The organism is Paenibacillus alkaliterrae (assembly GCF_021532375.1).
In the GTDB taxonomy this organism is placed as follows: Bacteria; Bacillota; Bacilli; order Paenibacillales; family Paenibacillaceae; genus Pristimantibacillus; species Pristimantibacillus alkaliterrae.
The window spans coordinates 42,632-55,955 of the sequence record NZ_JAKGAP010000014.1; the positions used below are offsets into that span (position 1 = coordinate 42,632).

The window sequence follows — 13,324 nt, forward strand, 5'->3', positions numbered from 1 at the left end:
TGGAATGAAAAAAAAAAGTGGTTTTGCCGATACAAGTGACGATTTAGTCATCGATCCCAAGTGATGGGCTCGTCATTTCAAGTAACGGCGTGGCCACTGCTCAAGTGGTAGGGTGGCCGTTCTTTTGGTTAGGGTTGGTTGCAACAGTCTTGTAGGGATAGCAAGCAAGCTAGCTTGCTTGGGTAGCGTGATTAATAGAGATTATGGTCAAGTTCTAATGTCCCATTTCTTGAAGGATACTACCGAGCAGTTGCCTTGCGCATAGGCTTGTATGCCTTGCGATTGTGAGCCCGGGTAGATGCGGCCGGTCATGACCTTCTCGCCATCCTGAATGAATACTTCAACTGATGATCTATCGACGAATATTCGCAGCTTCAGGAGACCTTCTTTCAGCTCGACCTTCGTTCGGCGTTCGCCTCCCAAGCCGATTCCCGAATGGTCTCGATTGAATCGCAATAGACCGTCCGTTGGACGATAGGACAAAACGGTAGCTTCCTCGTCATGGACACGAAGCTTCAAGCCGAACTCTTTAGCTTCTTCTGCACGGAATGTGACCTCAAGCTCATAACAATCGCCGTGAACCTCCATATCTTGAATACCTTCCAGCCTGATATTAGAAGCCTCATAGCCATTATGGCGATAGGACTTGGTTTCCTCCAGCGGTTTAAACAACAATTTATCCCCTTGCAAAACAATCTCGCGCGGCAGCGTCATGGCACCGGCCCAATAATGTCCGAGCTGTGTTGGAATTTCCGTCTCCCATGTCTCCATCCAGCCTATGACGATTCGTCTTCCTTTAGCATCTAAAGCTGTCTGGGGAGCATAAAAATCAAAGCCGCAATCGACCTGTTCGTAATGATCATAGTGAAAGCGTCCTAGCTCCGTATCCAGACGTCCAATCATATACGCCGTCGAATGAAGGTTTTGATAGTCATCGCCTTGAGCAGGCATTCGCTGCGGCGACAGTATAAGGACATCGCGTCCCTCCAGCTCGAAGAGATCCGGACATTCCCAATTGTCACCCATCTCGCCATCACTTCGCGCAATTTCACCCACGAAGTCCCATTCTACGAGGTCAATAGAGCGGTACAATAATATTAAGCCTTTGCCTTGGCCATCATTAGAGCCTAGCACTACATAATAAATGCCGTCTCGCACGAACACCTTGGGATCGCGGAAGTCCCTTTGACTTACGCCCGCTGGAATTTGCTCAGGGCCAAGCACAGGGTTGCAATCCAGCTTTTCAAAGTGAATGCCGTCCTTGGATACGGCGATATTCTGATTTTGAGTATAATCGTGATCCTTATCAGGTCCTGTCACCAAATGCCCTGTATACATTAAATAAAGCTTACCGTCTTGTTCGATTGCACTGCCAGAGAAACACCCGTCGCGGTCATAGCCTTGGTCCGGCGCCAGCGCTACCGGCAGATACTTCCACTCCATCAAATCATGACTAACCGCGTGCCCCCAATGCATCGGTCCCCATACCGGCTGATACGGGTAGTACTGATAAAACATATGATACTGTCCATTGTAATACACAAATCCATTCGGATCGTTCATCCACCCAAATTCGCTCATCAAATGATACGCAAGCCGGTACTCTTCTTTCAGCAAATACTTTCTGTCGGAAATAAACTTGTCGGCGTTCTCTCGTGTGTATAAAATAAAGCATCCTACCTTTACTCTTTATTTGATGGAGCCTTGCATAACTCCTTGAATAATGTATTTCTGCGCGAACAAATATACGATTAACACAGGCAATATAGTAAGCATGAGCCCAGCCATTAATGGACCATAGTCGATCGTATACGTACCGAAAAAGTAGAAGGTTGACAACGGCAACGTTCTTTCTTCCGGCGCAATGAGCACCAAGGATGGCAGAAGGAAGTCATTCCATATCCACAGGACATTTAAAATGGCAATGGTAACCGTAGTCGGGACCAGTACCGGAAGTACGATGCGGAAAAAGGTTTGCGTTCTTGTGCATCCGTCTATTAGCGCTGCTTCCTCAAGCTCCGCCGGGACGCTCTTCACAAAGCCGTGATAAATAAAAACGGCTAAAGGGCTGCCAAAACCAATGTACATATAGATCAATGCCCATTTACTGTCCAGAAAACCAATGGAGCCATAGATTTTGACAAGAGGTATCATAATGGCCTGGAACGGAATAATCATCGCCGCTATCATTAAGAAAAATGTATATTGATTTAACTTCGTTTGATGCCTGACAAAATAATGAGCCGTCATCGCGGCCAAAAGTGAAATTAGCAATACACTGAACACCGTTACAATGATTGAATTCGAAAACGCTGAGACGTAGTCCATTTTGCCGAATGCATCCGTGTAGTTGGAGAAGCTAAAGCCCTCAGGGAGCGAAAGCGGGCTTGACGTAATCTCCTTATTCTCTTTGAACGAATTGACTAGCAAGAGCAGAAACGGAAATATGAACAGCATCAAGCAAATAAAGAGGGCTCCGAATTTGGTCCAGTCGAGCGTCGCATTCGTATTTTTCATTACGCCTCCACCTCCATTTTCTTGCTGAAATACACCTGTGCGATCGTAATGATGGCCACGAGCAAAAACAGTACGAACGCCTCCGCTTGGCCTACTCCGTAATCCCTCGAAAGAAAGGCTTTCTCATATACATGCATGGATACCATCTCCGTGCTTTTGTATGGTCCGCCCTTCGTTAAGGAAATGTTCAAGTCATAAACCATGAAGCCTCTTTGCAGCGACAAGAAAATACAAACAATAAAGGATGGAACCATTAGCGGCAGCACCATTTTGCGCAATTTAGTCAGAAGATTTGCTCCGTCGATGCTCGCTGCTTCCAAAATATCCTTCGGCACGTTCATCAGTCCTGCCACATAAATAACCATCATGTAGCCCGCATATTGCCATACGGTGACGATAATCATCGCCCAAAACGCTTTATTCGGATCGGCCAGCCAAGATGCGTCGAATAAAGGAAGGCTCATTTCCTTTCCCAAGTAAACTAGAACGTTCGAAAATATAAATTGCCATACGAACCCGAGTACGATTCCGCCCACAAGATTCGGAACAAAAAAACCTGCCCGAAACAGGCTCTGCCCCTTGAGTCCGCTCGTTAATACGAAGGCAAGCAAAAACGCAACGATATTAATAAGAATGACTGTGATAAATACATATTCTAAAGTCAATAAAAAGGAGTGCCAAAATACAGTATCCTGAAAAACGGATACATAATTTTGAAACCCGACAAGGCTGCTCGTCGTCGAAATGCCGTCCCAATTCGTAAAGGTTAAATAAATGCCGTATAGGAATGGAACTATCATTACAGCAAGAAAAGCAAACAAGGTAGGTCCGGTAAACAGCAGCCGCAATCGCAAACGATTCCACAGCCCTTTTTCCGTTATCATCAAGATCCCTCTCATTCATGTAAGTTTTGCCAATTTGGCAGCAATGAAGCGTAAACGGCCTACCCCATCCTGCGACGGGGTAAGCCAACTCTATCCGTTATAAATTACTTTACTGTTTTCCAATATTCTTGAATTTCCTTCGTCAGCGTTGCACGGTCAGCGGCGCCTGCAAAATATTTTTGCATAGAAGCGCCGATCTTCGCCCAGTGATCAGCCGGCAGCGTGCTCATGGAATCCTGTGTCTTTCCTTTTGCGATGTAGTCGGAAATGGACTTCGCAAGCGGATCCTTCGCTTCAAGCGTGATATTGTTAAACGCTGGAATAATATTCGCTTGATTAACTAGGAAATCCTGACCTTTCTCACTGTAGACCATCCACTCCAGCCATTTTTTTGCAGCCGCTTGCTGCTCCGCTGTGTTCTTCTCTTTATCAAGCACCAAGCGCTTCGATACGGCGGACGATATTTGCGTATTGCCGAAGTCATCGGCATTGTTGCTGATTGGGACAGGAAGGAAGCCGTATTGTCCGCTTGCGGTATCAAAGCTGCTAATTTGCGGCCAAGCCCAGTTGCCTTGGAACCAGATGCCGACTTCGCCTTTGCCAAGCACCTCTGGTCCTCTCTCATAGGTGCCGGATAGCGGCGATGCTTTGTCGATGTTGTACTTCGCCATCAGGTCAAATGTATCGAGCAAGCCGTTATAGACGCTATTGCTAGCAAGATCGACTTTACCCGCCTTCAAATCGGTTACAAATTGCGCAACCACAGCCGGATCGCTAGATTGGCCCGCATAGGCCAGCGGCAAGTAGTGAGCGCCCAGCGACCAGTCCATCGGCGAAACGATTAGCGGCGCTTTGCCGGAAGCTTCAATCTTTTGAAAAAGCTCTTCCAGCGCCTCAGTCGTATTAATCGCGGCCGGATCAAATGCTCCTCCTACCGCCTGATCAACGACAGCTTTGTTATAAATGAAGCCGTAGCCTTCAATCGCTAGCGGGAATGCATAGTTCTTACTGTCAAACGTCGTCAGCGAAGTACTGCGCTCAACCGCATCAGCCATCCATTTCTCGCCGCTCAGGTCAAGGACACGATCCTTAAATTTCTCTACGTCGCCAGTGTCCAGCATCGTAATCGTTGCCGGATTACCGGATGCGTAAAGCGCTGACGCTTTCTCAAATGGAGATTGACCAGCAGGAACCGGAATAATTTCGAGCGTGATGCCCGGGTTATCTTCCTTGAATGCTTTCGCTGCCGCTTCAAGCTGCGATTGGATTTCACCCTTCGAATTAAGCAGCGTTATTTTTACTTCGGATTCACTTTCCGACTCGCCGGACTTCCCGCAAGCTGCAACAAACAGAACGACTATAAGCGACAATGCCAGTACCTGCATCCACTTCAACGTTTTCATATAATTGCCCCCGATTCTCTATAATGTATACGGCTTATCGATCGTATAAACCGCTTTCACATCGTATTATATCGTCGCTTATGTCATATGTCAATCGTTTGACATGTCAAACGATTGACATATTATTCTAAATTAAAAAAACCCTTGCGCAGCAAGGGTTTTTCGATCTGCAATATCAGGTTGTAGCACGTTCGACCAATGATACCGGATGAATGTTTTCGAGATGAAACTCCTCTTCATTCATTTGTTTGAGGATAAGGTCGACAGCCGTTAGCGCCATTTGTGAAATAGGCTGCTTGATCGTTGTAATCGCCGGCATCATCCAGCTTGCGGCATTGATATCGTCATAGCCGATGATCTTTACATCATCCGGTATTCGTTTGCCTACAGCTGCGCATTCCTTAACTGCAAATGCGGCAATAATATCGCTGGTCGCAAATACGCCGTCAATATCGGGATGATCCTCGAACAGCTGTCGTATCATTTGCGCATATTGGATTTGATTGAAGACATCCATATCCGTTTGAACGATGATAGGCTCTACGCCATTCTCATTCATGACCGATTTAAAAGCTGTTGTTCGCTGGTTCGCGAGTAATTGAAGCTCCAGGTTACCGCAAATATGAGCGGTTTTCATGCAGCCTTTAGCTAACAAAAGCTTGGCCGCCAAGCTCCCGCCCATATAATTATCAGATGAAATATAAGGAATTTCCGTGCTGATTTGGCGGTCAATCGTCACGATAGGCGAGCTTAAGTTTATATACTCCTCGACCTGGAGGGTATGACTGCCCATAATGATACCGTCGACACGATTGCGCTTCAGCATTTCGATATAATCCTTTTCCTTGACCGGATCGAGCTGTGAATTGCACAGCAGCATTTTGAAGCCCTTCTCATAGGCATAGTTTTCCACATAGTTTGCCAGCTCGCTAAAAAAGGGATGAGAAACGTTAGGAATAATAAGCCCAATGACGTTAGACTGTTTTCTAAGGAGCGATCGCGCAATTTCATTAGGCTGATAATGAAGCTGCTCCATCGCTTTAAAAACCTTCGTTCTAGTCGCCTCGCTAATATAACCCCTATTATTCAGAACGCGGGAAACCGTCGTTACGGAAACCTTCGCTTTTTTTGCCACATCATGAATCGTTGCCATGGCCGCCCCTTTGCTTTCATTCAGTATTGCAATCTATTATAGCTAAATCCCTATCATCATAACACAAGATAAACAAGGAGCAACCAAAAAAGCTGTTTCAGATAAGCCAAGTTTGACTTATTTGAAACAGCTTCTTCATCCTATTGTATGGCGATTAAGCCCAGGTCGGCTGCACCGTTAATACGGCTATCTCTTTCTCACGCTTGAAGGATGCTGCCGCTTCACCTTCAGAGGATGCTGCCGATATGGCTGCCACAGGAGTGATCTCACGTGCTGGAAGCGACGCGAAGCCTGTTGCTGCGGCCGGCATAACTGCGGACGTAGCTGCAGGAAATGCAGGGGCATTCTCGCTTTCCGTCTCGACGCGACGAATAATTGCGCCAAGCGAGGCCAACTTTCCTGTTATATCGACGTAGCCGCGATCAACATGGTGAAGGCCAGTTACTTCTGTCTCGCCATCGGCACGCAATGCCGCACAAATAAGCGCCGCGCCTGCACGCAAATCGGTTGCGCACACTTTGGCTCCAGTTAACGGCATTCCACCGTTTACAATCGCCGTACGTCCATCGACCTTGATTTGCGCATTCATTTTCTGAAACTCTTCGACATGCATGAAACGGTTCTCGAACACCGTTTCGGTAACGACGCTCGTTCCCTCGGATACGAGCAGCAGCGCCATCATTTGAGACTGCATATCCGTTGGAAAGCCTGGGTGCGGAAGCGTTTTGACATCGACCGATTTCAAAACGCTGCTTGAGCGTACGCGAAGACCGTTGTCGCTCTCCGTAATCTCGACGCCCATTTCTTGGAGCTTCGAAATTACCGGGGTCAAATGATCGGCAATGGCGCCTTCTACAAATACATCTCCGCCCGTAATAGCAGCAGCAATCATATATGTACCGGCTTCAACACGATCCGGGATGACATTATGCCCCGCACCATGCATCCGGTCAACCCCTTCAATGCGAATGACGCCCGTACCCGCGCCGCGAACTTTGCCGCCCATTGCGTTGATGTAGTTCGCTAAATCAACAATTTCAGGCTCTTTAGCCGCATTCTCGAGTATTGTCGTGCCATCCGCCAAAGCGGCTGCCATCATAATATTTTCCGTCGCGCCGACGCTCGCTACATCCAAATAAATTTTTGCACCCTTGAGACGCGTTTTTACGCTTGCTTCGATGAATCCGTGGCCAAGCGTAATTTCCGCTCCCATCGCCTCGAACCCCTTCAAATGCTGATCAATTGGCCTGGTGCCGATTGCGCAGCCGCCCGGTAATGAAATCCGGACCCTGCCCACGCGCGCCAGAAGCGGTCCCATCACGAGGAAGGATGCCCGCATTTTACGAATGAGCTCGTAAGGTGCTTCGTAAGACGAAATAACCGGAGCGGATATACGCATCGTTTCATTGTTATAAGTTAATTGTGCGCCTAATGAGGCAAGCACCTTCTGGATCGTCATAACGTCGTCGAGGAGGGGTACGTCACAGATGACGCTGTCTCCTTCTGTCGCCAATAATGAGGCCGCTAGAATGGGGAGTACTGCATTTTTTGCTCCGCTGACACGGACCGTTCCCTTCAGACGCTGGCCTCCGCGGACGATAATTTTGGTCATCTTTTGGTCCCTCCGCGAACTGCAATTTCTATTTCCTATTCGTGAATAATCTGGAATCAAACATTTTACCCAAAACTCATCTTATCACTCAATTACACAAATCGACAAGCGTTAAATTGTTTCCACTTTTTGCATGCGCTTTATTCGTCATTTTCATGCTTTTTCATCTAAAATACAGAATTTTCCGGGATAAAACTGCGTTTCCAATTCAATATAGGCACTAATACATACCTATTCGTAAGCCTATTGCATTTTCGTACCGTCATGTATTACCCATTGTTGACATATTTCGCTTTTGTTATTCGACAAAGCCTCTGAGAAGTAAAGTATAACCCCAATATTCCAACATAAACTTGGCCAGCAAATGACCTAAAATGATGGCGATAATAACTTGAAAAAAACGGGCCTTCGGGCTTCGCGGAAAACGGAAAAAAGCATCCCATTTCACCTCTTGCAAAACTACCCAGACGAATATAATGCATAGAATGACAATGACAATGGAGAACAGACCGGTCATTCCGGTATAATTTTGAAGATTGTTGTATAACTCATTTTCGATGCTCATGAATTCTCCTCCGCATACTCTTTACAAAAACATTATCAAATACGAATACGATGCAGCAGTACAGTGAAGTCCGCTCGGCTTGCCGGCTGCTTCGGCATATACAGGTTGGATTGTACGCCTTCGATTTTACCGCTTAGCTTCATCGCAAACAGCATTGGTGCAGACCAGTCCCCTCGAGATACGTCATCAAACGGGTCCACAGCCGGCATTCTGGGTTGTACGCCATCGGCATAGCCGATGATGAATGCCATCTCCGTGCGCGTAATCGGCTGATCCGGCTTGAAGGTGCCGTCCGGGAACCCTTTGATCCAGCCTTGCCGGACAGCCTTCTTGACCGCATCAGAAGCCCAATGGGTCGACGGCACATCCTTGAAGCTCTTCGTTTGGCCCTTTTCAGAAATTGGCTTGAATGCTTTTACGACCATAGCAACCGCTTCTGCTCGTGTAATGGCACGCTTTGGCTCAAAACGATAACTGCCGGCTCCATTAACAATGCCCCTTTTGTTTAAATCTACAATTTCACGCTCTGCCCAATGGCTTTTAATATCACGAAAGCCGGCTACCAGTTCCTCAGATTTTATTTTCAGACGATAGTATTGCTTGTCGAAAGGAGCGTCAGCCGTCAGTTTTACGTAATACACGTCAGGCTGCAGCAGCTGCTCTTTCGACTGCAGCTTTCCGCTGGAGCCTGTATTCGATTTGGTCAGCTGTTTCATGCGTTTATCATACACCGCTAAATTCAGATCACGATCCGTTGGAACGCCGTTCACGGCTACGCTGACGATGCTCGGGCTCGTGAGCCGAAACTGAAACCAATCGATGTCGCTGTAGCTTCCAATGACGCCAAGATACTCTGTTCCCGGATTGACCATGAACGCCTCATACGATTTATCGTTCGGTTCATTTGGGTCATCATATTTTGGCGTGTAATCCATCTTAAGCACATAGGTGCCGGCTGTCGGACTAGCATCCGAGGAGATTGCATTATGAACACGAATATAATATTTCCCCGGAGTCACAGTTATGACTGGAGATTGCTCAGTCTCCCCTTCTCCTTCGTCATCATACACCAGAAGCTGCTGACCTGCTTTTTGCAGGGCAAGACCAGGATCGATGCGGGCCGTATCCGTGCTCAAAGACAGACTAAGCTTCCCGCTTTGCTTAAACGTAACGGCGAACCAATCCCGATCGGCCGTTTGGTGAAAGTTCCCGGTAATCGACTGTGAACGGGGCTGGAGCGTAAACGCTTCGTAGGACTTATCGTTTTTTTCGTATTCATCCGCATTCATGGTAAAAGTCGACGTAAGCTTGTAAGGAAGTTGTTCGTCGCCGCTCTGGTTGATGAGCTCCAGTCTAATGAGATGCAGGCCCTTATTGACGCTAAAATCGATAGACCTGCTGGCGAGCTTCGTGTCGATTGAGCTTTTTCGAGTGCCGTTCGTATAAAGCGTCGTCCTCACTGGGGGAACGACCTTTCCGCTTGCTATAAGTCCCTCATAGTGAATCGTAAGCGTTCCATCATACGGCACATCAATTCGGTACCAATCCTGATCCGATGTGCCATCCAGCATGGCTGACAGCTGAGTATTCAGAGGGAAGCGCACCGCTGTCTTCATGCTGTTGTTCGGCTCGAAGCCATCCGCCTTCAGGCTGGTGTTCACAGCTTGATCAATCTGGAGCACCCCATAGCCAGAGTCGCTGTCGGCTCCGGCTGTGCCGATATCCTTGGCCGTTTGACGCAGCAGCTCACGGATTTGAAAGGGCTTCAACGCAGGGTACCGCGCCCATACCAATGCCGCAGCCGCGGCTGCCTGAGGAGCAGCCATGGAGGTTCCTTCTTCTTTCTTATATAAACCGCCGATCGCCGTTGTAAACACATGCCAAGGGGCAATGAGATCAAGCTCGCTGCCCGGGTTCGAGCGCGGATCAACCGTATTATTAGGCTTGACGCCTCCGACGGCAAGAACGGTCGGATAAGCAGCCGGATATTTCACCGCCGCCTTCGCTCCTAAGGTCAGGCCATCATTACCAGCCGCAGCTACGAGCAGCACTCCCTTGTTTTCTGCATACTTGACGATATCCAGCATATAGGGCGAATAACGATGCAGGCCAACGGACAGCACGACAATGTTTGCACCGCTGCGAACCGCGTATAATATCGCTTCGCCAAGTTCCTGCTCCGTCCCGTCCCCTCGATGATCAAGCGCTTTGATCGGCATGATTTTCGCATTCCATACGATACCCGATACGCCTAACCCGTTGTTGCCGACCGCACCTATAACCCCCGCAACGCTCGTTCCATGTCCGTTGTCATCATCGGGCGGTTCATTCGGATTAACCAGATTGATACCGGGAACGAGATTGGCCTTTAGATCCGGATGATCGAGGTCGACGCCCGTATCTACGATCGCGATCGTAAGCTTCGTTTGATCACGGACGGTCTCCCATGCTTTGGGCGCGCCGATCTGGCTGAGGTACGTCTGCTTCGGCAGCTCAGGATCATTGGCTTTCGCCGGCGCGGCTGCCGCTGCGACAGCCGCTTCCTGCCGAAGAGGCGAAGCTTCGGCTGAGAATGGGGCTTGCTGCGGCGTACCGTTCGCGGCAGCGCCCTGCTTTGCGCCTGCCGGAGCGGTCTCGTCCGCGCCGGCAGGCATAGCCAAGATGTGCACCCCGTAATTCGGGTGCACATATTCCACGCCCGGCATGCTTCGCAGCCGGCGCAGCCACTCTTGCACGTCCGCGCCAGCAGCGGCCGGACGCACGAGCAGCACCGCCGCCTCATCCTGGCGGCGGAGCACTTCCGTCCCGCGCAGCTCGCTTGCCAGCGCGGGGTCACGCCACTTGAGCAGCCAGCTCTGCGGCTGCTCCACCCCTTCGCCAGCGGCGGCCGCAGCCGCGGGCGCCGAAGGCGATGCTGCCGGCGCGAGCCCGGCGGGATTAACGCCCGCCAGGGCGACGCACCCCAGCAGCAGCACGAGCAGCGCGCGGTGATGCTGCTGACGGCCGGCAAGCGCGCGGATCGGCGCGCTAGCTTGCTCGAGCAGGCGCTTCGCTTTATCGAGCAGCGCGGCAGTTATACGCTTGCTCGTTTTCGCCGGCGATGTCTGCCGGCGATCCCCCTGCGTCTGCTGATTCATTTTTACTCGCATTCGATTTATCATCGCATTTCGATTTATCATCGCATTTCGATTTATCATCGCATTCTGCCTTTATATATCATATTGGTTATACTTTCATTACCCATGCCCATGCGTATACTCCGAAATAAATCTTCTCTTGGTCCCTAGTCCCCTTTGATTCGCTATCCCCTAAGCTCAGATGGAGTAAAGTGTCGTCGCCTGAGCTAAAGGGATAGTGAAGCAAAGAACAACAAAACTAGCAGCAGACCATAAAATATCATCTAGTAATGTTCGATCCGCAGCTAGCAATTCCCTTGTTTTACAAGCATAAAAGGACGAAAGACCTATCTCCCCCTGCACTTTTACCCAAAAAAACCGATTACGAAACAACGAATTCCCTAATCGCGCAAAAAAGTGCCGTAAACTCTCACCTCCGAAAAAAAGAGCTTCGGGAGCAAGAGTAACAGCACTCTCTTTTAAAAAACGGCTCTGATCTATATGACTATAATTCAGCTTTACTCTACCCGAACAGCAAATCGTAACGTATCGAGAAGACCGCATCGATCCCGCTCATGAGCGGGCCAGGGAATAGACCGAGAGCAATGGTTACAATAGCGCATAACCAGATGACGACCCCGGCAGCGCCGGATACCCGAAGCTCGCGATCATCGCTTCCGCTTCGCATAAACATTTGACGCACAAGGCCAAAGTAGAAGTAATAAGAGATGACGCTGCTCACGACTATGATTGCGACCAGCCAATAAGCCTTCGCGTTCGCTGCTCCCAGCAATATAAACAGCTTTCCGAAAAATCCGCCGGAAACCGGCAAGCCCGCCAGTGATAAGACGAACACGACCATCGCAGCGGCCGTCCATGGCGCCCGGTAATACATGCCGGAGAAAGCCTTCAGCTCTTCATGCCCCGCTGCTCGGCTAACAACCGTAAGCACCGCGAACGCCCCAACCGTCATGAATAAGTAAGCGACCAAATAATAAACAAATTCCGAAAAGTTGCTGCTATGGACGACCGTTATGGAAATCCCGATCGGTACGAGCATATAACCCGCGTTCGCCACGCCCGACAAGGCAAGCAAGCGCTTAGCGTTCTTCTGTCTTAACGCCGTTGCCGTACCTGCTAGCATAGCTGCGGCAGCCAGCACCAGCAAGGCAAAGAAGATATCGTCCGAAACGGTTGCGTCTCCGCCATTTGCGGCGATAAGCAAAGTATTGAAAGTGACTCTGAACAAGACCGCAAGCGCAGCTCCCTTGGCGATGACCGCGAGGAATGCGGACACTGGCGAAGGGGCTCCCTGATACACATCCGGCGCCCATGCGTGAAAAGGTGCCGCGGCGATTTTAATACCGAAACCTGCCAGCATGAAGAAGTATCCGACATACACCAGCGCTTTGAAATTTACGATAGCTCCCGGGAGCGCCGCGGCAATAACGGCAAGGTCCACCGAGCCCGTCACGCCGTAGATATATGACATTCCGAACAGCACAAATGCCGAGGATATGCCGCCTGTCACCAAATATTTAAATGCCGCTTCGGCGGATAAGGATGATTTGCGCCTCATGCCAACGAGCACATAGCTGGTCAGGCTGAGCAGCTCGAGCCCGATGTACAATGTAATCAAATTGCCGGAGGAGGACAGGATCATCGCCCCAATAACGGCAGGCAGCAGCAAGTAAAAAAACTCGCCCTTATCCGTTATAGCCTCATCCTCACGCACCGAGCCAAGTCCGAGCAGCACGATCAGCGCCGTACCCGTTAAAAATACGATTTTCAGCAGGCTGCCAAAATCATCGATTCGATAGCTGTTACTGAGCAGATGAATCGCTTCCGCCTCAGCCCCGGCCTGATTCATATCCGCTATACGCCATATGACCAGCCCTAACGATACGAGCAGACCTGCGAACGTCAACCAACCGATCGATAGTCTGCTGACACGCTTGGGCAAAAACAAATCCAGCACGATCAGCAGCAGAAAAATAACGGCAAGTGACAGCTCCGGGGCCAGGTAAAGCATATCCGTCCATGTCATGGGTATAAACGAAACGCCTTCGTACAT

The 13,324-nt window shown here is 49.5% G+C and carries 9 protein-coding genes; all 9 read right to left on the reverse strand.

The window, feature by feature from the left end:
• Positions 1-207 precede the first annotated feature (207 nt).
• The 9 genes from L1N85_RS07995 to L1N85_RS08035 all read right to left on the reverse strand — a co-directional run bounded on the left by L1N85_RS07995 (position 208) and on the right by L1N85_RS08035 (position 13,324).
• Positions 208-1,617, reverse strand: coding sequence for a glycoside hydrolase family 32 protein (locus tag L1N85_RS07995; RefSeq protein ID WP_268818193.1), 1,410 nt, complete (start codon positions 1,615-1,617; stop codon positions 208-210).
• A 72-nt stretch (positions 1,618-1,689) separates the two neighbouring features.
• Complete coding sequence (locus L1N85_RS08000; RefSeq protein ID WP_235236933.1) at positions 1,690-2,517, reverse strand: carbohydrate ABC transporter permease; 828 nt, start codon at positions 2,515-2,517, stop codon at positions 1,690-1,692.
• Entirely contained in the window at positions 2,517-3,401 is an 885-nt protein-coding gene (locus L1N85_RS08005) for a carbohydrate ABC transporter permease (RefSeq protein ID WP_235236936.1), read from the reverse strand. The genes L1N85_RS08000 and L1N85_RS08005 overlap by 1 nt, the downstream gene beginning before the upstream one ends.
• Before the next feature lie 104 nt (positions 3,402-3,505).
• Positions 3,506-4,804: an ABC transporter substrate-binding protein gene (locus L1N85_RS08010; protein ID WP_235236937.1), complete on the reverse strand. Its 1,299-nt coding sequence runs from the start codon at positions 4,802-4,804 to the stop codon at positions 3,506-3,508.
• Positions 4,805-4,979: 175 nt separating this feature from the next.
• On the reverse strand, positions 4,980-5,957 hold the full coding sequence (locus L1N85_RS08015) for a LacI family DNA-binding transcriptional regulator (protein ID WP_235236939.1): 978 nt from the start codon (positions 5,955-5,957) through the stop codon (positions 4,980-4,982).
• 154 nt (positions 5,958-6,111) lie between these two features.
• The gene (gene murA / locus L1N85_RS08020) at positions 6,112-7,569 is read right to left on the reverse strand and encodes a UDP-N-acetylglucosamine 1-carboxyvinyltransferase (protein ID WP_235236949.1); all 1,458 of its coding nucleotides are present in this window, start codon (positions 7,567-7,569) and stop codon (positions 6,112-6,114) included.
• Positions 7,570-7,867: 298 nt separating this feature from the next.
• Complete coding sequence (locus tag L1N85_RS08025) at positions 7,868-8,134, reverse strand: DUF1146 domain-containing protein (RefSeq protein ID WP_235236951.1); 267 nt, start codon at positions 8,132-8,134, stop codon at positions 7,868-7,870.
• Between the two features lie 35 nt (positions 8,135-8,169).
• Positions 8,170-11,283 carry a S8 family peptidase gene (locus L1N85_RS08030; RefSeq protein ID WP_235236953.1) on the reverse strand — a complete coding sequence of 1,038 codons (3,114 nt, stop codon included), beginning with the start codon at positions 11,281-11,283 and terminating at the stop codon, positions 8,170-8,172.
• Between the two features lie 490 nt (positions 11,284-11,773).
• Positions 11,774-13,324 carry an NADH-quinone oxidoreductase subunit N gene (locus L1N85_RS08035; RefSeq protein WP_235236955.1) on the reverse strand — a complete coding sequence of 517 codons (1,551 nt, stop codon included), beginning with the start codon at positions 13,322-13,324 and terminating at the stop codon, positions 11,774-11,776.